The sequence below is a fragment of the Cellulomonas shaoxiangyii genome (assembly GCF_004798685.1).
GTDB classification, from domain to species: domain Bacteria; phylum Actinomycetota; class Actinomycetes; order Actinomycetales; family Cellulomonadaceae; genus Cellulomonas; species Cellulomonas shaoxiangyii.
On the sequence record NZ_CP039291.1, the window covers coordinates 3,623,669 to 3,650,446 of the forward strand.

A 26,778-nucleotide genomic window follows, 5' to 3' on the forward strand; every position below is an offset into this window, starting at 1 on the left:
CGCCGCGCGCCGCCCGGCGCCGGGTGCGACAGACTGCCCCGGTGACCGACCTGCTCTCGTCTCCCCGACTCGTGGGCGACGGGCCGGCGATCGCGCACCGGCCGGACTGGACGTGGCTGCCCGACCCCGCCGACGCGCCGGGCCCCGACCGGCTCGCACGTGCCCGCCGGCAGGCCGAGCAGCTGCTCGCCGAGCACGGCGTCACGTACGGCGCGGACCGGCCCGACGGGCACGGGCAGTGGCGCCTCGACCCGCTCCCCGTGGTCGTCGACGAGACCGAGTGGGCGGGCCTCGACGCGGCGCTCGTGCAGCGGGCGGAGCTCCTCGACGCGGTGCTGCACGACCTGTACGGCCCCCGGCGGCTGCTCGACGACCGCCTCCTGCCGCCGACGGTCGTCCTCGCGCACCCGGGGTTCCTGCGCGCGGTCGACGGCCTGCGCACGCCCGGGGGGCGCGAGCTCGTGCTCACGGCGACGGACCTGGTCCGCGACGCGTCGGGCGGGTGGTGCGCGGTCGCCGACCGCACGCAGGCCCCCTCCGGCGCGGGGTACGCGATGGAGGACCGCCGCGTCACCGCGCAGGTGCTCGCGGGCGTCTACCGGCAGGCGCCGATCGCCCGGCTCGGGCCGTTCTTCCACGCCCTGCGGCACGCCCTGCGGGACGTCGCGCCGCCGACCGCGTCGGACGACCCGCGCGTCGTGCTGCTCTCCCCGGGGCCGGGCAGCGAGACGGCGTTCGACCAGGCGTACCTGGCGTCGATGCTGGGCCTGCCGCTCGTCGAGGGCCGCGACCTGCTGGTGCGGGACGGGCGCGTGCACCTCGAGGGCATCGACGGGCTCGAGCCGGTCGACGTCGTCCTGCGCCGTGTCGACGCCGACTGGTGCGACCCCCTCGACCTGCGCGCGGGCTCGCGGCTCGGCGTGCCCGGGCTCGTGCGGGCGGTGCGCGGCGGGACGGTCAGCATCGTCAACCCGCTGGGCGCGTCGGTGCTGGAGAGTCCCGCGTTCCTCACGTACCTGCCGCGCCTGGCGCGCGCCGTGCTCGACCAGGACCTCGCGCTGCCGTCCGCGGAGACCTGGTGGTGCGGCGAGGCCCGGTCGCTGCGGCACGTCCTCGCGCACCTCGACCGGCTCGTGATCAAGCCGACCGTGCACGGCGCGCACGTGACGACCGTGCTCGGCTGGACCCTGTCCGCCGCCGAGCGGGAGGCGCTGACCGCGCGCATCCAGGCCGAGCCGTGGCTGTGGGTCGGGCAGGAGGCCGTCGGCCCCACGGTCGACCGCCGCGACCCCGCGGGCGTCGGCTCGGACCGTCCCGACGCGGCCGGTGTCGGGCCCGCCGACCTCGGCCCGCGGGCCGCGGTGCTGCGGGCGTACGCGGTCGCGCACGCCGGCACGTACACCGTCATGGCCGGGGGCCTCGCGCGCGTCGCCGACTCGCACGTGGTCTCGTCGTCGCGGGGCGCGTCGGCCAAGGACGTGTGGGTGCTGGCCAGCCAGCCGGCGACCGCCCCCGACACGGCCGTCCGCGAGGACGACGTGGCCGCGGTCGGGCGCGCGGTGGGCGCCGGCATCTCGCCCCGCACCGCGGAGAACCTCTACTGGATGGGCCGGTACGCGGAGCGCGCCGAGGGCGAGGCGCGCGTGCTGCGCGCGGTCGCCGACCGGTGGGACGACTACCACCGCAGCCCCGGGTCGGCGGGCGGCCGCGCGCTCGCCGTGCTGCTCCAGGCGCTGACGCCCGCGGCGCTGCCGGACGGCGGCCCCCACCTCGCCGACGACGACGAGCACATCGGCCCGCGAGTCCCCGCGCTGCGCGACCTCCTGCTGGACCGGGCCACACCCGGGAGCGTCGCGCGGGCGGTGCACCGCCTCGCCGGTGCGGCGGCGTCGGTGCGCGACCAGCTGTCCACCGACACGTTCGGCCCGCTGGCCCGCGTCGAGCGCGCGCTGCGCGACGAGCGCGGCCGCACCCGTCCTCGCCCCGAGGGCGCGCTCGACCTCGGCACGACGCCGGCCCAGGAGCAGGCGGCCGCCGTCACGGCCGGCCTGCGGCCGACGCTCGACCGCGTCCTGCACGGCCTGCTGGCGCTGTCCGGGGTCGCCGCGGAGGGCCTCACGCGCGACGTCGGCTGGCACCTGCTGGACGCGGGCCGCCGCATCGAGCGCGCGCAGAACCTCGTCGACACGCTCGCCGCGACGCTCGTCGTCCGCCGCTCCGCCGACGTCGAGGACCTGCTGCTCGAGTCCGTCCTGCTGGCCACCGAGTCCGCGATCACCTACCGGCGCCGCCACCAGTCCGCACCGACCGTGCCGAGCGTGCTGGACCTGCTCGTGCACGACCGGACGAACCCGCGCTCGCTGGCGTTCCAGCTCGACCGGCTCCTGGCCGACCTCGAGGCCGTGCCGGCGCCGTGGCGGTCCGCCGGGCAGCGCGACCACCTGCTGCACGGCGTCGGCGAGCTGGTCGCGGAGCTCGACACGGTCGCCGTCGGTGCGGTCGTGTCCGAGGACGGGCGGCGCACGCGGCTCGAGGAGGCGCTGGACTCCATGCTGTGGCGCCTGCGCGCCGCGTCCGACGAGATCGAGCGCGTGCACTTCGTGCGCCCGGCGGCGAGCCGCGTGCTCGACGACCTGTGGGGCGCCACGAACCTGCGCGAGCAGGACGACACGGTGCGCGACGAGCCGGTGCGGGACCACGCCCCGCAGGACGCGGACGGGGGTGCGCGGTGACGGCCGACGAGCGCGGGCCCGCGCGCGTCTACGACCTCGTCCACCGCACGACGTACGAGTACCCGCAGCCCGTCACGGACTCCTACGGCCGCACCACGATGACGCCCCGCGACCTGCCGGACCAGCGCCTCCTCACGACGTCCCTGACGGTCGACCCCCAGCCGGCGGACACGCAGACGCACGTCGACTGGTTCGGCAGCACCACCACCTGGTTCGGTGTGACGACGGCGCACACGCGGCTCGTCGTGACGTCCCGCTCGACGCTCGAGGTCAGCCGCGTCGCGCCGACGCGCGAGCAGCTGCCCGACGTGCGGTGGCGGTCCGTCGCGCGTGCCGTCACGGTCGGCGACCTCGGCACGCTGCACACCGACACGACGGGCCTCGTCGCGCTGCGCGAGGCGGTGCTGCCGTCGACGCACGTGTCCTTCGCCGACGAGGTGCGCGCGTGGGCCGCGCCGTCCTTCGCCGCGGACCGCCCCCTCGCCGACGTGGTCACGGACCTCGTCCACCGCATCCGCACGGAGATCACCTACCGGTCCGGCTCGACCACGGTGCACACCACGCAGGCGCAGCTGCTCGCGCAGGGCGCCGGCGTCTGCCAGGACTTCGCCCACCTGATGATCGCGGCGCTGCGCCTGCACGGGCTGCCCGCGCGGTACGCCTCCGGGTACATCGAGACGCGACCGCGTCCGGGGCGGCAGAAGCTGCGCGGCGCGGACGCGTCGCACGCGTGGGTGTCGGTGTGGGTGCCGGGGCACGGCTGGCTGGACGCGGACCCGACGAACGACCAGCTCGTCGACGACCGGTACGTCGTCCTCGGCTGGGGGCGCGACTACCACGACGTGCCGCCGCTGCGCGGGGTCATCTTCACGGAGGGCGGCGGCGCGTCGCCGCGCGTGGAGGTCGACCTCGTGCCGGCCGGGTCGGACCCGTTCGTCTGACCGCGCCGCGGCCGCCGGTCACCGCGCGGCCGCCGGTCAGCGCGTGACGGCGCGCGTCCGGTCGTCCAGCTCCGCCGCCGGCACCACGAAGCCGCCCGCGTCGACGACGGTCCCGCCGGCGGCCCGCCACAGGGTCGCCGTCACCCGTGCGACCGCGGGCGCGACCCGCTGCCGGGCGACCACGTGCAGCTGCGACGGGTGCTCGAGCTCGAGCTCGCGCGGGTCCGGCGGCCGCCACGTCACGTGGTAGCCCCACGGCCCGTGCTCGCGCCAGTCGAGCGTCGACAGCACGACCGGCACCTCGCGTGACCGCGTCAGCCGCACGATCACCGCGCCGTCGTACTCGTACGTCGCGGTGAGCGAGAACCCCTCCGCCCCGCTCCCCTGCTGCGGGGTCTCCGTCGGGCCGAGGCGGCTGCCGGACAGCGCGGGCCGCACGAGCGGCACCGCGTCCTGCGCCGCGATGGTCACGGGCGACCAGAGCGTGAGGTCGAGCGCGGAGGCGGGGTCCGGCACGACCGCGTACCGCCGGTCGGCGGGGACGATGCCGCCGCCCGTCCGGCGCGCCGCGGCGGTCGCCCAGCCGGCCACGAGGTCGGCGGTGACCGCGGCGCCGGCGGGCGTCACGACGGGCAGCCCGTACAGGTCGGCGTCCTTGGCGGGAAGCCCCATCGCACGCGCCGCGGCCGCGTCCGAGGGGTGCGGCCCGGTGACCGTGACCCCCTCCGCCAGGACGAGGGCGCCCGCCGTCGCGACCGGCTCGACGGTGATGCCGCGGAACCGTGCGCCCGTCGGGCGGACCGCCGGCTGCCCGGCCGTCGGCACCCGCTCCCAGCCGGCCTCCGGGAACCAGGCGCGCGCCAGGGCCAGCACGTCGGACCCCGCGGGCAGCGCGAGGACGTGCAGGCCGTCGAGCGCGGGCGGGACCGGTGCCGGCGGGGTCATGGGCGGACCGTAGCGGCCCCGGGCTACGCCGGTGTTTCCGCGCGGACACGGATCGGGGGACGCGCCGACGACGCGCCGGTGGCAGGCGCGCCGTGTCCGGCGGGTGGTCGGGCGGGGCGGTCGGGCGCGCTCGTCAGGCGCGGACGTCGTGGAGGTGGTGCACGACGTCGTGCAGGAAGTACTGGCCGAGCGTGCGGACCGTGAAGCGCGAGCCGTTGCTGCGCCGGCCGGGGCGCTCCCACGCGTGCGGCGCGACCCCGTCGAACCGCTCCGCCGTCGTCTCCGCCGCTGCCGCGAGCTCACCGGCCACGACCTGGGGGTCCTGCAGGTCGTAGCGGTCCTCGACGGCTGTCGCGTCCTGGTCCCAGTTGGCGAACAGCGGGTCGTCCTCGTCGAGCATGAGCTGCACGCGCTCGCCGAAGACGCGCATCACGTCGCGCACGTGGGCGCCGTACTCGAGCGTCGACCACGTCGTGCTGGCGGGGCGCGCCCGCACGTCGTCGCGGTGCAGCGCGGCCACCCAGCGCGGCACCAGGTCGCGGACCGTGCCGGCGACCGCCTCCGCGGGGACGTCCGACGCCGAGAACCCGCACTCCGGGCAGCGCCGCTCGACGACCCAGGTCCAGTCCTTGTCGTCCGGCGCGATCACGGGCGGCTCGGAGGTGTGCGCGGGTGACGGAGGGGTGTCCACGCGCGCCACGGTAGCGCTCGCACCCGGGGTCGCGCCGGGGCGCCGGGCGGGTGAGGCACGGGCGCACGCGACGCTGCGCGGCCCGGGCCGTCCCGTGGGAGGGGCGGGGTGAGAGGCCGGGCGGCACGCCCCCTCCCGCGCGCCGCCCGACCGGGCACCGGTGCGCCGAACCCCCTCAGGTCGCCGCGGTGGTGCCGCTGCGCGGAACGGTATCCGGGTGACCGTTGCACGACCGTTGCACGGTGTATGCGCGGTTGTGTGCCCATTCCGCGACGAGCACCGAGGGCCGGCACGGGTCGCGGGCGACGCCGGGCGGGTCAGCCCAGGGTGCGGTCGAGCTGGGCGAGACGGGTGTGCGCGCGCAGGTGCGCGGCGGAGCCGATCGGCGCCGCCTGCGCGAGGGCCTGCCACGCCTCCCAGTCGTCGGCGCCGTGGTCCCCGGCGGTCCACCGCCCCACGAGGTCGACGTCGCGCGACGCGAGCACGGACGCCCGCAGCCAGCCGACCAGCGCGTCGCGCACGCGCTCGACGCCGGGTGCCATGGACCGCGGCAGCACCGGCCCGGCGTAGGCCGCGAGCGCGCCGGCCACGTCCTCGACCGCGAGCGCGTCGCGCACGTGGTCGACGTCGGTGTGCAGCTGCGACGTCAGCCGGTACGGCCGGGACTCGGACAGCATCGGGCCGACGAGCCGGCGCAGCCGCGAGATCTCGGCGCGCACGGTGACCTCGGACAGCTCGGCCTCGGACAGCAGGACGGTCAGCTCGTCGCCCGTCAGGCCGGCGGGGTGCTCGGCGAGGAGCAGCAGGATCTCCGCGTGCCGGCACGTGAGCCGGCGGCGGCCCTGCGGCGTGTGCAGCGTGCCGCCGTGCGTGCCGAGGACCTCGAGCCGCGTCGTGGGCGGCTGGGTGGCCGTCGAGGCGAGCGTCGCCTCGACGGCGGCGACGGTGGCGCGCACGAGAGCGAGCGCCATCCAGGACGCCGCCTCGTCGCGACCCGTCACGTCGAGCACGCCGACGACGCGACCGGAGGGGTCGCGCACGGGTGCGGCCGCACAGTTCCACGGGTGCACGACGCGCGCCCAGTGCTCGGTGCTGAGCACCTGCACGGGCCGCCGCGTCGCGAGCGCGGTGCCGAGGGCGTTGGTCCCGGCGGCGTCCTCGCGCCACGCCGCCCCCTCGACGAAGCCGACGCGCTCGAGCGGGCGTCGCAGCGCCGGGTCGCCCTCGACCCACAGGAGGCGGCCCGTCTCGTCGCTCAGCGCGGCGACCCACCCGGACGCGGGCTCGACGAGCAGGCGGCGCACGGCGGGCACGGCACCCGAGATGGGGTGCGCGGTGCGCAACCGGTTGAGCTCGGGGTCGGACAGGTCGACGGGCGGGGTCGGCAGCTCCGGGTCGACGCCGACCCGGCGGCTCCGCTGCCACGACTCCGCGACGACCTGTCGCACGCCGCCGCCCGGCTCGCCGCCCGCGACGACGAACCGCTCGTGCGCCGCGCGCACGCGCCCGACCGTGCTCGGTCCGAACCCGCTCAGGGCGGGCTCCGCAGACCGGTCGGCGCCGCCGGACGGGATCCGGGCATGTCGGCTCATGCGGTGACTTCCGTGGTGGAGCGGGCCCGAGGCCGACCGCCGTGGGGTGCGGGTGGCGGACGAGGGATGACGTCGGGCGGGACGGTGCGGGTGTCGCACGACGCATGGTACGCGAAAGCGACAGCGGGGACGTGAGCGACATCACACCTATTTCCGCCGCCTCCCCTGGGCGCCGCCTTTCCTGACGTCGTGTGCGAGAATGTCAGCATGCCCAAGATCATCGGCGGATCGCTCCACGAGCACCGCGAGCAGACCCGCCTGCGGCTGTTCTCCGCCCTGTCCACGCTCATGTCCGAGCGCGGGTTCGACGGCATCACGCTCGCCGACATCGCCGCCGCCGCGGGCGTCGGGCGCACCGCGGTGTACAACCACTTCCCCGACAAGGAGGCGCTCCTGCTCGGGTTCATCACGCACGAGACCGAGCAGTACGCCGCCGGCCTGCAGGCGTCCCTCGACGACATCGACGACCCCGTCGAGCAGCTGCGCGCGTACGTCCGCGCGCAGGCCTCGCTGACCCGCGTCTACCACGTGGCCCCCGGCCCCGAGCTGCGGTCCGTGCTCTCCCGCGGCGCGCAGCAGCGCGTCCGCGAGCACGTCGGCGTCGTCGAGCAGATCCTGCGCCGGATCCTGGCCGCCGGGATCGAGTCCGGTGCGTTCCCCGAGCAGGACCTCGACACGACCGTGCCGCTCGTGAACGCGTGCCTGTCCGGCCGCAACCTGCCCGACGTCGACGGCCCCGACCGTGAGCGGGCGGTCGGGCAGACGGAGACGTTCGTCCTGCGCGCGGTCGGTGCACCCGTGCCGGTGGCGGCCTGAGCGCCGCCCGCGGCGCCCGGCCGCAGCGGGGTGCGGGAGGCCCCGGCCGCGCCGCGCCGCCGCGCCGTGACGCCCCCGCGCGACGGCCCCAGCGCGCGACGACCACGCGGTCCGTCGCCCGGCGGCCGGAGGCGACCGCGGTCGAGCTGACGTTCCTGCCCGGCCTGCGCGACGTCCTCGCCGCCGAGGTCGCCGAGGTCCTGCCCGACGCGCGCGACCTGCACGACGTCCCCGGCCGGGACGACGCCGTCGCGCTGCGGCTGCCCGGCCCGCTGGCACCGGTGGTCCGGCTGCGCACGGCGGTCGCCGCGTGGGTCGTCGTGCACCTCGACGTGCCGCGCCCCAAGTCCATCGCGAGCCCCGAGCACCTGCAGCGCGTCGTCGACGCCGTGTACGCGTCCCTGCGCGTCGCCGGGTCCTCGACGTTCCGGTTCGAGGCCGCGGGCAGCGACTCCGCCGTGTTCGCGCGGCTCGCGGAGCTGCTGCACGAGGCGACCGGGCTGCGGCACGACGCCGCCCACGGCGACCTCGTCGTGCGCGTGCGGCGCGGGGTGCGCGGCGCCGGCGGCACGCGGCCCGGCGCCGGGCGGGGCGCCGTGGACCGCGCGCGTCGCACCGGGGGCGACGAGGCGGACCCCGGCTGGGACGTGCTCGTCCGGGTGGGTCCGCGGCCGCTGTCGGCACGCACGTGGCGGGTCGTCGACTTCCCCGGGGCGGCGAACGCGACGATCGCGGCGGCGATGACCCGGCTCGCCGGCACGCGGGACGACGACCGCGTCCTCAACCTCATGTGCGGTTCGGGCACGCTGCTCGCCGAACGCCTGCTCGCGGCGCCGGCGGCCGCCTCGCTGGGCGTCGACCGCGCGCAGCCGGCGCTCGACGCGGCGCGCGCCAACCTGGAGGCGGCGGGGCTGCTCGGCCGGGCGTCGCGCACGGCCCTCGTGCGCGCGGACGCCACCGACGCGGCCGCCGTGCGGGACGCGGTGGACGCGCACCTCGCGGTCGACGACCGGCCGCCCGCGGCGGACCTCGTCCTGGCCGACCCGCCGTGGGGCACGCTGCACGGTTCGCACGCCGCGAGCCCGGCCCTGCACGCCGGGCTGCTGCGCGGCGCGCACGCCGTGACGGCGCCCGGTGCGCGCCTCGTCGTCCTCACGCACGAGGTGAAGGTGATGGAGCGCGTGGTGCGCGAGGCGGCCGACCTGTGGGCGCCCGTCACGACGACGCGCGTCTTCGCCAAGGGGCACCACCCGCGCGTGCACGTGCTGCGCCGGGTCTGACCGCCGCGACGCCGCACGCCGCACGCCGCCGTCGCCGCACGCCGCACGCCACCGTCGCCGCACGTCGCGGCCGTCGAACCGCTTCACCGCGAATCGCTTCACGGCCTTCCGCCGCCCGCCCACGGGCGACGAGCGTGGGCGCCGACGCGCCCTCGCCGCCGCGGCACGGCAGCGTCGCCGGACCCCGCGGCGGCATCCCCGCAGCGCGTCCCGACCCCACGGGAGACCCGCATGACCTGGAGAACCCGGCTGCGCACGCTCGCGCTCGCCGTCCCGCTGGCCGTCGCCGCCACGACCGTCGTCGCCGCCGTGCCCGCCGCGGCGCACGGCTCCGTGACGGACCCGCCGACGCGCAACTACCGCTGCTGGAACGTCTGGGGGTCCCGCTTCCAGGACCCCGCGATGGCCACGCAGGACCCCATGTGCTGGCAGGCCTGGCAGGCCGACACGAGCGCGATGTGGAACTGGAACGGCCTGTACCACGAGGGCATCGGCGGCCGGCACGAGGAGCTCATCCCCGACGGCCAGCTCTGCTCGGGCGGGCGCACGGAGGGCGGTCGGTACGACGCCATGGACACGCCCGGCCCGTGGATCGCGACCACCGTCCCGACCCGGTTCACGCTGACGCTCACCGACCAGGCCCAGCACGGCGCCGACTACCTGCGCGTCTACGTCACGAAGCCCGGTTTCGACCCGACGCGCGCCGCGCCCGCGTGGTCGGACATGCAGCTGCTCAAGGTCACCGGCCGGTACGCCCCCGCGGCCGAGTACCGCGCCGACGTCGACCTGACCGGCCGCTCGGGCCGCGCGATCCTCTACACGATCTGGCAGGCCAGCCACTCCGACCAGCCGTACTACCTGTGCTCCGACATCAGCATCGGCGGGCCGGCCCCGACACCGACGGCCACGCCCACCCCGACGCCGACCGCCACGGCGACGGCCACCCCGCGGCCGACGCCGACGGCCACGCCCACGCCCACACCCACCCGGACGGCCACGCCCACGCCGACGCCCACCCGGACGGCGACGCCGACCCCCACGCCCACCACCACCCCCGGCACGGGGGCCTGCACGGCGGCGGTCCGCGTGGTCGGCTCGTGGCCCGGCGGCTGGCAGGGCGAGCTGACGGTCACCGCGGGGGCGGCCGGCACGACCGGCTGGCGGGCGACCGTCGCCGGCGCGACGGTGACCCAGGCGTGGAACGCGTCGGCGTCCGGCGGCGCGCTCACGAACGCGTCGTGGAACGGCACGCTCGCACCGGGCGCCAGCGCGACGGCGGGCTTCCTCGCCTCGGGCACGCCCGGCACCCCGACGGCCACGTGCGCGGGCGCCTGACGCCCGGCACCCGGTAGGCAGGCCGGCAACCCGGCTCCTACGATCGCGGCGGGGGCGACGTCTCGTCCCCGCCGCGAGACCGTCATCGAGGGGACGTGAGGTCCCCCGGGCGGCGGTCTCACGGGTCCGGGCGCTGCCGGAGGGGGTGGGCGTGACGTCCTCCGGCACCGGGGGCACGGCCGACCGGACGACCTGCGCCGTCGTCGGCGGCGGGCCGGCCGGGCTCGTCCTCGGCCTCCTGCTGGCGCGCGCGGGCGTCCGGGTCACCGTGCTCGAGAAGCACGCCGACTTCCTGCGGGACTTCCGGGGCGACACCGTCCACCCGTCGACGCTCGCCATGCTGGACGACCTCGGCCTCGGTGAGCGGTTCGCCGCACTGCCGCACTCGCGCCTCGCGCGCATCACGGTGCCGGCCGACGGCGGCGAGGTGGTCGTGGCCGACTTCGGGCGGCTGCCGCTGCGGCACCCGTACATCGCGATGGTCCCGCAGTGGGACCTGCTGAACCTGCTGGCGGACGCCGCGGCCGAGGAGCCGACGTTCGAGCTGCGGACGCGGCACGAGGTCACGGGCGTGGTGCGCGACGGCGAGCGCGTCGTCGGGGTCGACGTCGCCACGCCGGACGGCCCCCGGCGGCTGCTCGCCGACCTCGTCGTGGCGTGCGACGGGCGCTGGTCGACCGTCCGCCGCGCGGTCGGGCTGCCGTCGCGGCGGTGGCCCGTGCCGTTCGACGTGTGGTGGGTGCGCGTGCCGACCCGGCACCGGGTCGGTGAGGCGCTGCTGCCGCGGCTCGGGGTCGGGCGCGCCGCCGTCGCCATCCCGCGCGAGGGGTACCTGCAGGTCGCCTACCTGGGGCACAAGGGCACGGACACCGTGCGGCGCGCGCGGGGCGTCGCGGCGTTCCGCGCGGAGGTGGCCGCGCTCGTGCCCGAGGTCGCCGACGACGTGGCGGCGATCGCGTCGATGGACGACGTCAAGCACCTCGACGTGCGCCTCGACCGGCTGCGCCGCTGGCACGCGCCCGGCGTGCTGTGCATCGGCGACGCCGCGCACGCGATGTCGCCGGTCGGCGGCGTCGGCATCAACCTCGCCGTGCAGGACGCCGTCGCCGCGGCCCGCCTGCTCGCGGCGCCCCTGCGCCGCGGGGCGCTCACCGGCCGGGCCGGGGACCGCGTGCTGGCGCGCATCCGGCGTCGGCGGCTCATGCCGACGGTCCTCGTGCAGGCCGCCCAGCGGGTCGTGCACGCCGCGGTGATCCGGCCCGCGCTCGACGGCCGGCTCACCGTCCCGCCGGGTGCGGCGCTCGGGGTGCTGCGCCGCGTGCCGGCGCTCACCGCGCTGCCCGCGGCGTTCGTCGGGATCGGCCCACGGCCCGAGCGCGTCCCGTCGTGGGCACGGCGCCCCCGGACCGGCTGAAACGGTTAGCCCCCTGCCGCTGGGCGGTCGCGCGGCGCACCGTGGGAGCGACCCGCGGTGCCCCTCGGCCCGGACCTCGACATCGTTGTCGTTCCGACGGCCGGCACCGACCCTCAGCGGACAGGAGAACCCCCGCATGCCCATCCGCGCGCGTGACCGGCTGCGCCGGCTCGCACTCGCCCTCCCCGTCGCGGTGCTCGCGGCCGGGCTCGGCGCCACCCTCGCCGCCACCCCCGCGGCCGCCCACGGTTCCGTCACCGACCCGCCCACCCGCAACTACGGCTGCTGGGAGCGCTGGGGCGACAACCACCTCGACCCGGCGATGGCCCAGCAGGACCCCATGTGCTACCAGGCGTGGCAGGCCAACCCGAACACGATGTGGAACTGGAACGGCCTCTTCCGTGAGGGCGTCGGCGGCCGCCACGAGGCCGTGATCCCCAACGGCCAGCTCTGCTCGGGCGGCCGGACGCAGAACGCCCTGTACGGGTCGCTCGACACCCCGGGCGCGTGGGTCATGAAGAGCGTCCCGACGAACTTCACGCTCACCCTGACGGACAGCGCGAAGCACGGCGCCGACTACCTGCGCGTGTACGTCTCGAAGGCGGGCTTCGACCCGACCCGCGAGGCGCTCGGCTGGGACGACCTCGACCTGGTCAAGGAGACGGGGCGCTACGGCACCACCGGGCTCTACCAGACGGACGTGAACCTGGCGGGCCGCTCGGGCCGTGCGGTGCTCTTCACGGTGTGGCAGGCCAGCCACCTCGACCAGCCGTACTACCTGTGCTCCGACATCAACATCGGCGGCACGGCGAACCCGAACCCGACGACGCCGGCCCCGCAGCCGACGACGCCGGCTCCCCAGCCCACGACGCCCGCTCCCACCACGCCGGCTCCCCAGCCGACGACACCGGCTCCGACCACCCCGGCCCCGCAGCCGACGACCCCCACGGGCGCCTGCTCCGCGACGGTCTCGGTGACGAGCTCGTGGAACAACGGCTACCAGGCGGACGTGCGGGTCACGGCCGGCTCGGCCGGCGTCAACGGCTGGAGGGTCACGGTGAACGGCGCGACCATCACGCAGTCGTGGAACGTCAGCGCGTCCGGCAACGTCCTGTCCAACGTCGCGTGGAACGGGCGGCTCGCCGCCAGCGCCTCGACCAGCTTCGGCTTCCTCGGCTCGGGCTCCTCGTCCGGTCTGACGGCCACCTGCGCCGCGGCGTGACCCCCTCGGCCTGATGACCGGCAGCACGCCGGACGCCGGGCCACGCACCACCCGAGGCCCGGGTGCAGCCCTCTCCGCTGCACCCGGGCCTCGTGGCGTCCGGGCGCGTGCGACGGACGCCCCGACGCTGCCGCCCGCGTGTCGTGTTCACTACTGCCGTGACGACGAGCAGCACCCGACTCCCCCGCGTCCGCGCCTCCGAGCTCGTGGGCCGCGGCTGGCTCAACACCGGCGGGCGGGACGTGACGCTGGCCGACCTGCGCGGCAAGGTCGTCGTCCTCGACTTCTGGACGTTCTGCTGCATCAACTGCCTGCACGTCCTCGACGAGCTGCGCGAGCTCGAGGAGCGGCACCGGGACGTGCTCGTCATCATCGGCGTGCACTCGCCGAAGTTCGTGCACGAGGCCGACCCGGTGGCGATCGCCGCGGCGGTGGAGCGGTACGAGGTGCACCACCCCGTGCTGGACGACCCCGAGCTCGTCACGTGGCAGGCGTACACCGCGCGCGCGTGGCCGACGCTCGTCGTGGTCGACCCCGAGGGCTACGTCGTCGCGCAGATGGCCGGCGAGGGGCACGCGCACGCGGTCGAGGCGCTGGTCGACGAGCTCGTCGCGGAGCACGAGGCGAAGGGCACGCTGCACCGCGGCTCGGGCCCGTACGTGCCGCCGGCGCCGCAGCCGTCGACGCTGCGGTTCCCCGCCAAGGCGGTCGAGCTGCCGGGCGGGACGCTGCTCGTCGCGGACGCCGGGCACCACGCGCTCACCGAGGTCGCCGCGGACGGCGGGACGCCCGTGCGCCGGATCGGGTCGGGGCAGCGCGGACTGGCCGACGGGGGCCCCGACGAGGCCCGGTTCAGCGAGCCGAACGGGCTGTGCCTCGTGCCGGAGGAGCTGCGCGAGCGGCTCGGGTACGACGTGCTGGTCGCCGACACCGTCAACCACGCGCTGCGCGGCGTGCGGCTCGCCGACGGCCACGTGACGACGGTCGCGGGCACCGGCGAGCAGTACATGGTCAGCGCGGTGGACAACGTGCGACCGGCGGACGCCGCCGCCCCCGCCGAGAACGGCGTCGGCGACGTGTGGCCGGCGCGGCAGGTCAAGCTGTCGTCGCCGTGGGACGTGGCGTGGTCGCCCGCGGCCGGCGCGTTCGTCGTCGCGATGGCCGGCAACCACACGCTGTGGGCGTTCGACGCGGTCGCGGGCACGGTCGCGTACCTCGCGGGGACGATGAACGAGGGCCTCCTCGACGGTGCGCCGGCCGACTCGTGGTTCGCGCAGCCGTCAGGGCTGTCGGTCGCCGCGGACGGGCGGATCTGGCTCGCGGACGCCGAGACGTCGGCGCTGCGGTGGGTCGACCCCGCCGACGCGTCCGTCACGACCGTCGCCGGCACGGGCCTGTTCGACTTCGGGCACCGGGACGGCGCCGCCGACCAGGCGCTGTTCCAGCACCCGCTCGGCGTCGCGGCGCTGCCCGACGGCTCGGTCCTGGTGGCGGACACCTACAACGGCGCGCTGCGCCGCTGGACGTCCGGCACCGACGGCGGCCCGGGCGAGGTGACGACGCTCGCGACCGACCTCGCCGAGCCCAGCGGCCTGGTGCTGCCCGCGGGCGACGCCGACCACGTGCTCGTCGTCGAGTCCGCCGCGCACCGGCTCACGCGCGTGCCGCTGCCGGCCGGCGCCGCCGGCACGCACGTGGACGGCGGCGCGCACCGCACGCAGCGCCCGGTGACCGAGGTCGCGGCCGGCGAGCTGCGCCTCGACGTGGTGTTCACGCCCGCGCCGGGGCAGAAGCTGGACCTGCGGTGGGGGCCGTCGACGTCGCTGCGCGTGTCGTCCACGCCACCCGGGCTGCTGCTCGACGGCGCCGGCGACGACGTCGAGCTGACGCGCACGCTGCGCCTGGACCCGGCGGTCGGCGAGGGCGTCCTGCACGTCACCGCGCGCGCCGCGTCCTGCGACGACGACCCGGCCGTCGAGCACCCCGCGTGCCACCTCGCCGCGCAGGACTGGGGCGTGCCGGTGCGCGTCGTCGACGGCGCGCCGGACGTCCTCACGCTGCCGCTGCTGGGCTGACGCCCGTCCGTCGCGTGGCGTCAGTGGGTCGCGTCGCCCACCGCGATCGCGAGGAGCACGGACAGGGCCGTGCGCACCTGCGGGCCCGTCGACGCAGCGCTCGAGGCGGCGACCTCGACGACCCACTCGCCGCGCGCGACCGTGAGGGACGTCGTCCGGCCCGCGTCGGCGGGGCTGCCGCCGCGGGCGATCGTCGCCGGCTCGCCGTCACCGGCCCGGCGCAGCACCGCCCACTCGTCGCCGCCGAGCGTCTCCGTGACCGCCCCCGCGAACGCCAGCAGACGCGGGACGACGCCGGGCTGCGCCGCCCCGATCGCGACCGCGCCCGTCGCGACGAGCCGCTCGACGGCGACCGTCGGGTCGGCCACCGCCGGCAGCGTGCGTGCCCGGGCGCGCTGGCGCCGGCGCTTGGCCTGGTACTGCGCCTGGTCCGCGCGGCGGAACAGGTGTCGCGCTCCCACGGCGCCCATGACGGCCGTCGAGGCGATGCCGTAGGAGATCGCCGCGCCGTGCGGGAGGGGGAACTTCGCGACGGTCGAGGCCATCGTCTCGGTCACCTCGGCGCGCGCCTGCCCCACCGTCACCAGGCAGAACTCGTCACCGCCGATGCGCGCGGCCGTCGTGCCGGGCAGCGCGTCGGACGCGCGGCGCAGCACGTCCGCGACCGCGCGCAGCAGGTCGTCGCCCGCGTCGTGCCCGAGCTCGTCGTTGACGCGCTTGAGCCCGTCGACGTCGCACATGACGATGCAGGTCTCGCGCCCCGAGGCGAGGGCCGCGTCGGCGGCCTGGTCGGCGACGCGGCGGTTGGCCAGCCCGGTGAGCGGGTCGTCGGCGATCATGTGCCGCACCTGCTGCTCGAGGTCGACGCGCGCGATCGCGCCGGCCGCCAGCGCGGCCAGGACCTCGGCGGCGGCGACGTCGTCGGCGTCGAAGCGCGGCGCCTCGACGCCGCGGACCACGGAGACCTGACCCCACACCGAGTCGTTCACGACGATCGGGGAGCTGAGCGCCGAGCCCGCACCCAGCTCGCGCAGCGCCTCGACCTCGACCCGGTCGCCCGCGGACTCGTCACCGGGCAGCACCGAGCGGCCCCGCTCGTCGAACGCGTGCGCGACCCAGCTCGCCCGGTCGCGGATCAGCCCGCGCAGGGCCGGACGGTCGTCGGCGCGGTACGTCGTCGCGAGGAGGGAGAGGGACCGGGCGTCGTCGGTCGGCGGCTCGAGGCGCAGCACGCGGCACGTGTCCTGCGAGATGCGGCACAGCGCGGCCGAGTCGGCACCGAGCACGTCGACGGCCATCTGCGCGGCTGCCTCAAGCACGCCGTCGACGTCGCGGCAGGCGTCGAACCCGTGGGCGGCGACGGCGAGACCGCGCACGCCACCGAGGTCCGCAGCCGAGAGCCCGCCCCGGTGCGCACCCTTGGCAGCCGTGCCCCGACGCGTCACCGGGACATCATCGACCCTCGGTGCGCCCGGCGCCGAGACCGACCCGTGAGAGGTCGGTGAGATCACCCACGTGCGCACCCGTCCGGAGGGCCCACGGCGGGAAACGTTTCGCGGGATTGCCCACGCGTGCCGCGCTCACGACCCTGACCGCACACCGTCTCCCCTGCCGAGGCCGTGCCCCACGCCGAGCCGCCGGCAGACCCACCCCGACGCAGACCCGACCGCGGCCACGACGCCGCCCGTGCGAGAGGCCCCCGCATGACCCGACACCGCCCCGTCCGGCGCGCCCTCGCAGGGCTCGCCGCCACGTCCGTGCTGGCCGGGGCGCTCGTCGCCCTGCCCACCGCCGCCCAGGCCCACGGCGGCCTCACCTACCCCGCGACCCGCACCTACCAGTGCTACGTCGACGGCCTCGCGGGCGGCCAGGCCGCGGGCCAGGCCGGCAACATGCTGCCCACCAACCCGGCGTGCAAGAACGCGCTCGCGTCGAACAGCTACGGCTTCTACAACTGGTTCGGCAACCTGCTCGGCACGATCAACGGCCGGCACGAGACGATCCCGGACGGGAAGCTCTGCGGCCCCGACGCCCGCTTCGAGGCGTTCAACACGCCGAGCGCGTCGTGGCCCACGACCCGGGTGCAGGCCGGCCAGCGGATCACGTTCCAGTACGCGGCGACCGTGCCGCACCCCGGCTGGTGGACGCAGTACATCACCAAGGACGGCTGGAACCAGAACGAGCCGATCGGCTGGGACGACCTCGAGCCGGCCCCGTTCGACCGCGTCCTCAACCCGCCGCTGCGCAACGGCGGCCCGACCGGCCCCGAGTACGCCTGGGACGCGACCCTGCCGCAGAAGTCCGGCAAGCACGTGATCTTCTCGATCTGGGAGCGCACGGACAGCCCCGAGTCGTTCTACAACTGCTCGGACGTCGACTTCGGCGGCGGGAACCCGAGCCCCACGCCCACCCCGACGCGCACCGCCACGCCGACGCCGACCCCGACGCGCACGCCGACCCCCACCCCGACCGTCACGCCGACGCGCACGGCGACCCCGACCCCGACCCCGACCCCGACGCCCACGGTCACGCCGACGCCCACCGCGACGCCCACGCCCACGCCGTCGGTCCCGGCCGACGCGGTGTGCGAGGTCGAGATCGACACCACGAGTGCGTGGAACGGCGGCTTCCAGGGCAACGTCACCGTGTTCAACGCGACGATGCAGCCGGTCAGCGGCTGGGAGGTGACGTGGCGCTTCACCAACGGCGAGAAGGTGACGCAGGCGTGGAGCTCGACGACCACGCAGTCGGGTGACACCGTGACCGCCAGGAACGCCGCCTGGAACGGCACGATCGCGCACCACAACGCGGTGTCGTTCGGCTTCATCGGCTCGGGCACCCCGAGGCCCGCGACCGACGTGACGCTCAACGGCTCGCCCTGCATCGTCCGCTGACGCGGCGGCACGGGCACGGACGACCGACGCCCGGCGCACCCTCTCCTCGGGACGCCGGGCGTCGGCGCGTGCGGGCCCGTCGGCCGGCCGGCGCGGCCGCGGTGCGGCACGCCGAGGGGCGGCGCGTCCCGTCGGGCGTGTCGGTCGAGCAGGAGACGTGCTCTCGCGGCTGTACGCACACCGTGCGTACAGCCGCGGAAGTGACCCCAGGTCGGGCGCGGGCGGCAGGCCCGCCGCGCGCGCTCCCTCGAGCGCGTCGGCCGAACGCACGCGGTCGCGGGAACGCCCACCGTGCCTGGGCTCCGAGAAGTCCCCCGGATCCGGGCGGACGCGCCGCGGTCAGGACTGCGCGTGCACCGTCCCGCCGGGGCGGACGTGCACGTGCACGCCGTGCACGACGCGCGGCACGTCCGCGGAGCGGGCGGTCACCTCGTCGCCGCGGACACGCACGAGCAACCCGTACCCGTCGTCGTCGGGTGCGATGCCGACGGCCGTGACGTCCTGCCGCCCGGCCAGCGTCGCCTTGAGCTCCGCCTTCGCGCGTCGGGCCTCGCCGAGATCGGCCACGTCTCCACCTCCCGGTTCCCGAAGCGGTGGGCGGCGCTCGCGTCAGGCGAGCAGCGTCGCGTCCAGCGCACCGAGGACGGCGTCGATCGGGTTGACGTACGTCAGCCCGCGACCATTGTCACCCCCGGCCTCCGACCCGGCAAAGAGGAGCCCCAGCGCGACCCCGTCCGCGCGGTACACGAGCGACCCCGAGTCGCCGCCGCGCGAGAACGGGCCGGGCCCGGTGCCCTCCACCTCGATCTGGTCGTCGAACGCCAGGTCGCCGAGCGGGTCGCCGTAGCCGACGAGCACGTCGTCGAGCTCGATCGCCGTGACGCGGCCCGCGGTGACCGCGGTCGTCCGGCCGACCTTGCCGACGCGCTCACCGCCGACGGCCCGCGCGGTGGTGGTCACGCGGCCCACCGGGTACGTCGCGTCGACGTCCTCCTCGTCGAGCAGCGCGACCGCGGCGTCCACGTACGCGGTCCGGCCCGCCGCGAGGGGGACGGTGGCGGCCAGGGTCCCGACCCGGTCGCGTGCCGTGCCGCCGTCCGCCGGGCCCGGCTGCACGACGAGGTCGCCGACCTGCGCGGACGGCGTGCCCGCGAGCACGTGGTAGTTCGACAGCGCGTGCAGCCGCCCGCCCACCAGGACGAACGCGCCGAGCGTCCCCGCCGTGACGTCGACGTGGGCGATGGAGACGCCGGGTCGCAACGGCCGGACCCGGCCCGTCTCGCCGAGGGCCTGCGCCGTGATGACCGGCGGGCGCGGCCGCACGGGCTGGTCGTCGACGACGAGCGCGCGGATGCGGCCCGTGCGGCGGACGTCGACCGCGGGCCCGACCTCGTCCGCCACCCTCCGGGCGAGGGACCGCACCTCCGGCAGGCCCCGGCGGTAGCGGACGGCGACGCCGTAGCCGCCGTCCGGGCCCGTGGCGAGGCCGATCGCGAGCAGCGCCGCCGTCGGGCCGTCGGTCGACGGGCGCACCGCCCGCTCGACCAGCTCGCGTGCGAACGTCGTCGCGTGGGCCTTGGCCCGCCGTGCCGCGTCGTGGTCCATCATCATGCGCTGCCCCCTGCGTCCCGCTCGCCGTCGTCGGCGCCCCCGGGGCGCCGCACGGTCCGTGCGATCCGTCCGGTCCGTCCGGTCGGTCGTCAGTGTGGAGGGCACCACCGACAGCCGCCCGCCGGGGCCGCCGCCGTCCGGCAGGCGGACGGCGCGTCGTCCCGGCGGCGTGTCGTGCGGCGTCGGTCATTACGGACGCGCTCGGCCGGGACGGCGGCGGACCGGGACCCGGGCACGACCCGGGACACACGGAGGACGAGCCGGCGCCGGACGGGGCCCGGTCGTCCGTGGACGAGGCGGGGTCCCGGCCGGCGCCGGTGTCAGGGGTGGTGCGGGGGTGGTGCGTCCGCTCAGACCCGGGGGGCCGGCGGGTTGTCGTGCCGCTCCACGACCTCGCGGTGCGTGGTGTTCGTGCGCTGCGCGTTGAGGGCCATGGCCGCGATGAGCGCGATCAGACCGCCGCCCATGCAGATGTACCCGATCACGGTGAGGTTGATGCCCTCGATGCGGTCGGCTACGCCGAACGAGAGGATCGCGCCGATGACCAGGAGTGCGATGCCGCCTCCGATGCCCATGTCGCTCCTTCAGCTCGGACCGGGGCGGCGCCCCGGTCGTGGTGCCGGAGAGTCTGTCGGGGACCGCCCCGGAGCGCATGTCGAACGGTCCCCGGACCCGCCGGACCACCCCGTCGGAGCACGCGACGGGTCAGCCGAGGACCTCCGGGTACGCGACCGCGTCGTCCCCGGTGGCGCCCAGCACGTGGGTCGCGAGGAACGCCCCGACGGTCTGGTACCAGACCTTCGCGTGCTGGGGCGTGAGCACCCAGTGGTTCTCGTCCGGGAAGTACAGGAACCGGTGCGGGCTGCGGCCCTCGTCGTCGGCGGGCAGGCCGGACGCCGAGAGCAGCTCGTACCAGAGGCGCAGGCCCTCGCCGATCGGCACGCGGTAGTCCTTGTCGCCGTGGACGACGAGCATCGGCGTGACGATGTCGCCGACGAACCGGTGCGGCGAGTTCTCGAGCGCCATCTCCGGCGTCATCTCGCGCTGCCAGTAGTACGACGCGTCCGTCGTGGGGCCGAACTGGTCGAGGGCCCACAGGCTCGCGTGCGTGACGATCGCGCGGAACCGGTCGGTGTGCCCGGCGACCCAGTTGGCCATGTACCCGCCGAACGAGCCGCCCATCGCGGCCGTGCGGGTCGCGTCGAGGTCGAGCCGCTCGAGCGCCGCGTCCGTGACGGCCATGAGGTCCGTGTACGGCGCCGCGCCCCACGCGCCCCAGCCGCGCTGGACGAACTCCTGCCCGTACCCGGTGGACAGTGCCGGGTCCGGCAGCAGCACGGCGTAGCCCTGGGCGACGAGCAGCCACGGGTTCCACCGCCACGACCACGCGTTCCACGATCCGAGCGGCCCGCCGTGGATCCACAGCAGGAACGGCGCGGGGTCGTCCGCGGACGCCCCCTCGGGGACCGCGAGCCACGCGCGGACGCGCGAGCCGTCCTCCGCCGTCGTCTCGACCTCCTCCAGGCGGCCGGGCAGTGCGGGCAGCGGCGCGGGCGCGGGCAGCGGAGTCGCCGGCACCGGTGCGCCGCCGTCGAGCGCGGCCGCCACGTCGATGCGGACGGGGTGCGCGGGAGCCTCGTACGACGTGCGCAGCGCGTAGGCGGTGCGGCCGTCGGGGGCCACCTGGACGTCGCTGAACGCGGCATCGTCGCTGGTGAGGCGCGTCACAGCGCCCGTGCGTCGTTCCACGTGGAACACCGGCGCGCGGCCGTCGTCGTCCGCCGTGACGAGCAGGCCCTCGGACGACGGCAGCCACACCCACGCGCCGGGCCAGCGGTCCCAGTCCGCCCCGAGGCGGTGCGGCTCACCGCCGTCGAGGGCGACGACCCAGAGCTCGATGCTCGGCGCCCGGTCCGGCGTCGAGAGCGTCTCGCGCTCGTAGGCGACCCACCGGCCGTCGGGCGAGACGACCGGGCTGCCGAGGTCGGCGTCGGGGTCCGACACCAGCACGGACCGCTCCCCCGTCGCGACGTCGATCGTCACGAGGTCGGTGCGCACGTTGCCGCGGGCGACGTTGCGGCCCCACGAGGCGACGACCGTGCGCCCGTCCGGCGTCAGGACGGCGCGCTGCTCACGCAGCCCGGTGCCGGCGTCCGGCGTCACGTCCCGCAGCGCCAGGCGGGCGTCGGGCTCGCCCGCGACCGGCGCGGCGACGTCGTCGGAGACCGTGGCGACGAACGCGTGCGGCGTCGCCGGGCCGAGGTCGTGGTCCCAGTACCGGATCGGGTACGAGTCGTGCAGGACCGCCGCGACCTTCGTGTCCTTGCGCTCCTTGGCGATCCGCGCGTCGGCCTCGTCGTCGCCGGCGGACGGCAGCACGTCGGAGACGACCAGCACCGTCGGCGCGTCCGTCGCCACCTGCACGCCGCCGACGCCCGCCGCGCGGTGCCCGACCACACGGGCCTCGGCGCCGTCGGCGGGCAGCAGCCACAGCGCCGCGACCGGGTCGCCGTCGGGCTCCTCGGCGTCGGGGTCGGGGCGCGCGCTCGCGAAGAGCAGGTCGCCGGACGGCGTGAACGCCGCCGACGACTCGCTCTTCGCGCTGCGGGTCAGGCGCCGCGCGGGCCGCGCACCGGCCGGGTCCACCTCCCACAGCGCGGTCACCCACGCGGTGCGCTTGCGGTCGAGGGTCTGCACGGCCGTGACGAGGCGCGTGCCGTCGGGCGAGAGCTTCAGGCCGCCCAGACGCGGCAGCGCGATGTAGGCGTCGAGGTCGTGGAAGGGCGTGGCGTGGCTGTCCGGGGGGGTGGGTTCGGTCACCGGACCGGTCTACCACGCGCACGCGGCGCGGGGCGGGGCGCTGCCCGCCCGCGCCGCGTCAGTCGCGCCAGACCTGCACGACGCTCGGCCGCGGCCCGCCCCACCGGCCGCCCTCGAGCGCCCCGGGAGCGACGTAGTCGGGGAAGAACGACTGCTGGGCGCCCCACACGCCGTCCTCGCCGGGGTGCTGCACCGCGACGTAGACCATCCCGTCACGGTCGCGCACGACCGGACCGCACGTCTCCGCACCCGTCGGCACCGACAGGAACTGCTGCACCCGTCCGCGCTCGCGCCCCGTGAGCGGGACCTTGAACAGGCCGTCGCCGTAGCCGATGGTGCCCGGCTGGCCGTCCGTCGAGATCCACAGGGTGCCCTCGGAGTCGAACGCGACGTTGTCGGGGCACGAGATCGGCGACACCTTCTCGGGCGGGAACCCGGCGAAGTACGTGCCGGACGTGGTGGCCGGGTCGCCGGCCAGGAGCAGGATGCTCCAGCCGAACGTGGTGGCGCGTACGTCGTCGCCGGCCTCCGTGATCTCCACGACGTGCCCGTGCCGGTTCTGCGTGCGCGGGTTCGGCTCCGTCGGGCCCTCCTTGCCGGCGGCGCCGCGGTCCGTGTTGTTGGTGCACGCGACGTAGACGCGGCCCGTGACCGGGTTGGGCTCGACGTCCTCGGGCCGGTCCATCTTCGTCGCGCCGACCGTGTCCGCCGCGAGCCGCGTGTGCACGAGCACCTGCTCGGTGCTGAAGCCGGGCACCTGGCTGGTCCCGTCGACCACCAGCGGCAGCCACTCCCCCGTCCCGTCGAACGCGCCGTCGGACGGCAGCGCGCCCGTGCCCGTGATCTCCGCGACCGGCGAGTCGCCGTGGAAGCGCGCGACGTAGAGGCTGCCCGCCGCGAGGAGCTGCTTGTTGCGCGCCCGGTGCCGCGCGCCGGGCCGGTACCGCTCCGTCGAGACGAACTTGTAGACGTAGTCGAAGCGCTCGTCGTCGCCCATGTACGCCGCGACGTGGCCCGAGCGGCCGACGATCACGTTCGCGCCCTCGTGCTTGAACCGGCCGAGCGCCGTGTGCTTGACCGGCGGTGCGGTCGGGTCCTGCGGGTCGAGCTCGACGACCCAGCCGAACCGGTTGACCTCGTTCTCGTAGCCGGGCGTCCGGGCGTCGAAGCGGGGGTCGACGTGCTCCCAGCCGCGCGCCGTCTCCTTGTCGGCGAAGCCGTACCGCTTCTCCTCCGCCGTGCCGCGCGCACGGAAGTACTGGTTGACGTTCTCCTCGCCCGACAGGACCGTGCCCCACGGCGTCGTCCCACCCGCGCAGTTGTTGAGCGTGCCGAGCGGCGTCGTGCCCGCCGGGTCGGCCACCGTGCGCAGCAGCGCCGACCCGGCCGCCGGGCCGTCGAACGTGCAGGGCGTCGTCGCGGTGACGCGCCGGTTGACGCGCGCGCCGACCTGGTGCTGCCACGGGCGACCCGCCCGGCGCCGGTGCAGCGCGACGACGGACATGCCGTGCGCCGCCATCGCCACGCGACGCTGGCGGTCCAGCTCCTCGGGCGTCGCGGCGGGCGGGAACATGATGCCCTCGTTGGTGTACTCGTGGTTCGCCACGAGCACGGCGGTGCGGCCGCTCGGGTCCTCGAGCAGGTCCACGTAGTCGCAGTTGTAGCCGAACAGCCGCTCCGCGACGTCGGGCGTCATGGTCGCCGGGTCGAAGGCGTCCCGGTGCGAGAGCAGCGGGTCGCCCCACCGCACGAGCGGCGCCCAGCGGTACCCGGCGGGGACCGTCACGGCGTCCGTCGCCGCCGGCACGGGCGCGATCGGCCGGAACGGCAGGCCGCCCCGGCGCAGGCCCCACCCGCGGTCGTGCGCGGCGGCCGGCGGCGCGTCGGCGACGACCGACCCGACGACCACGGCCGCGCCGGCGACCAGCCCGCCGGCGAGCACCGCCCGGCGGGAGAGCGCCGCCGACGCCACGTCCCGGAAGTACTCGTTGCCGCTCACGTTCGGCACCGGCTGCGCGCACGCGTCGCCGCAGCGCAGGTGGCAGGTGACGGGCGAGCGCCGGCCGGCGGTGTGCCCGGCCATGGGCAGGAGGGGCAGCAGCGCCCGGCGCGGGACTCCGCCGGTGACGTCGCGGTCGTCGGTCGTGGTCATCGGGGTCTCCGGGGCTCTGCGTGCGGGTCGCGGGCGCGCACACCCTCGCAACCGGAAGAACCCGGCACCGGCACGCAGGATGAGCGCCGGGTGAACGCACGACGACATCACCGGGCGGCGGCGCGGACTCGCGCTGTCCGCGCCGCGTCCGTCGTCCTCCGGGCCGGCGGGGTCAGGCGGACGGGCCGCTGCCGCGGTCGGCGAGGCGGCCGAGCATCGCGTTGTACTCGTCCAGCTCGGCGTCGCCGTCCCGGTCGGCGCGGCGGTCGCTGCGGCGCGCCGTGCGCTCGTCGTCGCGCGTCCACTGCACCGCCACGACGATGGCGAGCACGACCGTCGGGATCTCGCCGATCCCCCAGGCCACCGAGCCGCCGAGCTGCTGGTCGCGGATCGCCGACGGCCCCCAGGGGCGCCCCATGAGGCCGAACCAGTCGGCCGCGAGCAGCGACTGCCCGCCGACGAGCGCCACGCCGAAGAACGCGTGGAACGCCATGGTCGCGAACAGCAGCAGCAGCCGCATCGGGTAGGGCGGGCGCGTCGGGCCGGGGTCCACCCCGACCAGGGCGTTGACGAAGAGGTACCCGGCCAGCGAGAAGTGCACGACCATCACGAGGTGCCCGACGGGGCTGCGCATCGACCACTCGAACACCGGCGAGTAGTAGAAGACCACCATCGACCCGGCGAAGTTCACGGCGGCGACGATCGGGTTCGCGAGGAACGTCCCCACCCGGCTGTGCACGAGCGTGAGGATCCACTCCCGCGGCCCGCGCGACGCGTCGCCGCTCAGCTGCCCCGACCGGCCGGGCAGGGCCCGCAGCGCGAGGGTCACGGGGGCCGAGAGCGCGACGAAGATCGGCACGACCATCGCCAGCACCATGTGCTGCACCATGTGCGCGCTGAACAGCACGTGCCCGTACATGGCCGGCCCGCCCGACGTCGTCCACAGGAACGTCAGCATCCCGAGCAGCCAGGACACGGTCCGGAGCCACGGCCACGCGTCGCCGCGGCGGCGCAGCCGCACGACCCAGCGCAGGTACACGACGATCCCCGCCACGGCGGCGGCCGCCATCAGCAGGTCCCAGCGCCACTGCGCGACCCACTGCAGGCCCGTCGGCTCGGGCGGCAGCGCGTGCCCGGTGAGCAGGTACGCCGGGGACGTGTCGGCCGACGGCTCGTCGGGCACGGGCGGCGGCGAGGACCCGAGCGCCACGGCCACCCCGGACACCGCACCCATCACGGCGATCTCGACCAGCGCGAGCCGCCAGAACAGCCGGCCGGCGCGGCCGCCGACGAGCTGCGGGACGGTCCGCCGGCGGTGCACCAGGCCCAGCAGCCCGAGGACGCCGAACAGCACGACCTTGACGGCGAGCAGCGCCCCGTACCGGGTGCCCAGGCCCTCCCAGCCGCCGAGCCGCACGATGCTGTTGACGACGCCCGACAGCGCGACCGCGGCGAAGCACCACGCCGCGATCGTCGAGTACCGCGCGACCGCGGGGGCGGCGTCCGTGCCGAGGCGTCCGACGAGCAGCGCCAGGGCGCCGAGCGCGCCGATCCACACCGCCGCCCCGACGAGGTGCAGGAACAGCGACGACGTCGCCAGCTCGTGGCTCGCGGCCCCCGCGGCGTGCCCCGTCTGCCCGAGCTGCCACAGCGCGACGACGACCAGCGCGGCCGCCCACGCCGCACCCGTGGGCGTCGCGACGACCAGCGCGAGCACGGTCGCGACCGCGGCCAGCGTGGTGAGGGTCAGCAGCGACCGGCCGAGGTCGATCTGCGTGACGAACAGCGCGAGCTCGTCGCCGAAGCCCGGCGACGTCGGGGACGACCCCGCGACGGACGCGTAGGCGAGCACGAGGTGGACCACGGACAGGAGCGTCCACGCCCCCGCCGCGACGCCGGCGACCACCAGGCTGCGCGCGTAGGCCCCGCCGTCGGCCACGGCCGCTCCCGGGCGGGGCTCGCGGGCCGCGCGGTCGCCGGCGTCCGGCGCGGGCGCGCGGCGCGGCAGGACGCAGACGGCGAGCACGAGGGCGCCGAGCGTCAGGGCGCCGGCGAGCTCGGTGAGCGTCTCGACGACCGGCAGGCCCCAGCGCACGACGGCACCGGGGTCGCCGAGCGCGACGGCCGCGGCGGTACCGCTGAACGCGACGCCGACGAGCACCGCCAGCGCACCGGTGGCCGCGAGGACCGCGGGCGCACCGGCGCGGCGCACCGAGACGGCCGACGACTGATCCACCGGATCAGCGTAGGCGTCGCCG

The 26,778-nt window shown here is 76.7% G+C and carries 19 protein-coding genes; 9 read left to right on the top strand and 10 right to left on the bottom strand.

The annotated features are described in order from the left end of the window. The first annotated feature begins 41 nt into the window (after window positions 1–41). Complete coding sequence (locus E5225_RS16245; protein WP_135973280.1) at window positions 42–2,732, top strand: circularly permuted type 2 ATP-grasp protein; 2,691 nt, start codon at window positions 42–44, stop codon at window positions 2,730–2,732. Continuing rightward, window positions 2,729–3,673 (top strand): transglutaminase family protein, encoded by a 945-nt coding sequence (locus tag E5225_RS16250; RefSeq protein WP_135973281.1) that lies wholly within the window; start codon window positions 2,729–2,731, stop codon window positions 3,671–3,673. The genes E5225_RS16245 and E5225_RS16250 overlap by 4 nt, the downstream gene beginning before the upstream one ends. Window positions 3,674–3,709: 36 nt before the next feature. On the opposite strand, the gene E5225_RS16255 is transcribed toward E5225_RS16250, so the two are convergent. The 3 genes from E5225_RS16255 to E5225_RS16265 all read right to left on the bottom strand — a co-directional run bounded on the left by E5225_RS16255 (window position 3,710) and on the right by E5225_RS16265 (window position 6,901). Next, complete coding sequence (locus E5225_RS16255; protein WP_135973282.1) at window positions 3,710–4,618, bottom strand: hypothetical protein; 909 nt, start codon at window positions 4,616–4,618, stop codon at window positions 3,710–3,712. Window positions 4,619–4,751: 133 nt separating this feature from the next. Further along, complete coding sequence (locus E5225_RS16260; protein WP_135973283.1) at window positions 4,752–5,309, bottom strand: DinB family protein; 558 nt, start codon at window positions 5,307–5,309, stop codon at window positions 4,752–4,754. A 317-nt stretch (window positions 5,310–5,626) separates the two neighbouring features. Further along, window positions 5,627–6,901: a GAF domain-containing protein gene (locus E5225_RS16265; protein ID WP_135973284.1), complete on the bottom strand. Its 1,275-nt coding sequence runs from the start codon at window positions 6,899–6,901 to the stop codon at window positions 5,627–5,629. A gap of 207 nt (window positions 6,902–7,108) precedes the next feature. Here E5225_RS16265 and E5225_RS16270 point away from each other — a divergent pair, with 207 nt between their 5' ends. The 6 genes from E5225_RS16270 to E5225_RS16295 all read left to right on the top strand — a co-directional run bounded on the left by E5225_RS16270 (window position 7,109) and on the right by E5225_RS16295 (window position 15,043). Continuing rightward, complete coding sequence (locus tag E5225_RS16270; protein ID WP_135973285.1) at window positions 7,109–7,717, top strand: TetR/AcrR family transcriptional regulator; 609 nt, start codon at window positions 7,109–7,111, stop codon at window positions 7,715–7,717. 281 nt (window positions 7,718–7,998) lie between these two features. After that, window positions 7,999–8,997 carry a class I SAM-dependent methyltransferase gene (locus E5225_RS16275; protein ID WP_243738194.1) on the top strand — a complete coding sequence of 333 codons (999 nt, stop codon included), beginning with the start codon at window positions 7,999–8,001 and terminating at the stop codon, window positions 8,995–8,997. A 231-nt stretch (window positions 8,998–9,228) separates the two neighbouring features. Further along, window positions 9,229–10,332 carry a lytic polysaccharide monooxygenase gene (locus E5225_RS16280; RefSeq protein ID WP_135973287.1) on the top strand — a complete coding sequence of 368 codons (1,104 nt, stop codon included), beginning with the start codon at window positions 9,229–9,231 and terminating at the stop codon, window positions 10,330–10,332. A 151-nt stretch (window positions 10,333–10,483) separates the two neighbouring features. Beyond that, window positions 10,484–11,746 carry an FAD-dependent oxidoreductase gene (locus E5225_RS16285; protein ID WP_135973288.1) on the top strand — a complete coding sequence of 421 codons (1,263 nt, stop codon included), beginning with the start codon at window positions 10,484–10,486 and terminating at the stop codon, window positions 11,744–11,746. 136 nt (window positions 11,747–11,882) lie between these two features. Continuing rightward, complete coding sequence (locus E5225_RS16290; protein WP_135973289.1) at window positions 11,883–12,968, top strand: lytic polysaccharide monooxygenase; 1,086 nt, start codon at window positions 11,883–11,885, stop codon at window positions 12,966–12,968. 158 nt (window positions 12,969–13,126) lie between these two features. Continuing rightward, entirely contained in the window at window positions 13,127–15,043 is a 1,917-nt protein-coding gene (locus E5225_RS16295) for an NHL domain-containing thioredoxin family protein (RefSeq protein WP_135973290.1), read from the top strand. A gap of 20 nt (window positions 15,044–15,063) precedes the next feature. Here E5225_RS16295 and E5225_RS16300 read toward each other — a convergent pair whose 3' ends face one another. Next, window positions 15,064–16,488 carry a GGDEF domain-containing protein gene (locus tag E5225_RS16300; protein WP_135973291.1) on the bottom strand — a complete coding sequence of 475 codons (1,425 nt, stop codon included), beginning with the start codon at window positions 16,486–16,488 and terminating at the stop codon, window positions 15,064–15,066. A gap of 258 nt (window positions 16,489–16,746) precedes the next feature. On the opposite strand from E5225_RS16300, the gene E5225_RS16305 reads away from it, so the two are divergent. Beyond that, window positions 16,747–17,937 (top strand): lytic polysaccharide monooxygenase, encoded by a 1,191-nt coding sequence (locus E5225_RS16305; RefSeq protein ID WP_135973292.1) that lies wholly within the window; start codon window positions 16,747–16,749, stop codon window positions 17,935–17,937. 339 nt (window positions 17,938–18,276) lie between these two features. Here the strand turns inward: E5225_RS16305 and E5225_RS16310 are convergent, their stop codons facing one another. The 6 genes from E5225_RS16310 to E5225_RS16335 form a co-directional block, all read right to left on the bottom strand. Continuing rightward, entirely contained in the window at window positions 18,277–18,504 is a 228-nt protein-coding gene (locus E5225_RS16310) for a hypothetical protein (RefSeq protein ID WP_135973293.1), read from the bottom strand. Between the two features lie 42 nt (window positions 18,505–18,546). After that, on the bottom strand, window positions 18,547–19,548 hold the full coding sequence (locus tag E5225_RS16315) for a chymotrypsin family serine protease (RefSeq protein WP_341765633.1): 1,002 nt from the start codon (window positions 19,546–19,548) through the stop codon (window positions 18,547–18,549). Window positions 19,549–19,898: 350 nt separating this feature from the next. After that, the gene (locus E5225_RS16320; RefSeq protein ID WP_135973294.1) at window positions 19,899–20,123 is read right to left on the bottom strand and encodes a DUF6458 family protein; all 225 of its coding nucleotides are present in this window, start codon (window positions 20,121–20,123) and stop codon (window positions 19,899–19,901) included. A 130-nt stretch (window positions 20,124–20,253) separates the two neighbouring features. After that, entirely contained in the window at window positions 20,254–22,368 is a 2,115-nt protein-coding gene (locus E5225_RS16325) for a S9 family peptidase (protein ID WP_135973295.1), read from the bottom strand. Window positions 22,369–22,426: 58 nt separating this feature from the next. Beyond that, window positions 22,427–24,520: a PhoX family protein gene (locus E5225_RS16330; RefSeq protein WP_135973296.1), complete on the bottom strand. Its 2,094-nt coding sequence runs from the start codon at window positions 24,518–24,520 to the stop codon at window positions 22,427–22,429. Between the two features lie 172 nt (window positions 24,521–24,692). Then, a complete protein-coding gene (locus E5225_RS16335; RefSeq protein ID WP_135973297.1) occupies window positions 24,693–26,756 on the bottom strand; it encodes a cytochrome c oxidase assembly protein in 2,064 nt (687 codons plus the stop codon). Window positions 26,757–26,778: the final 22 nt, after the last annotated feature.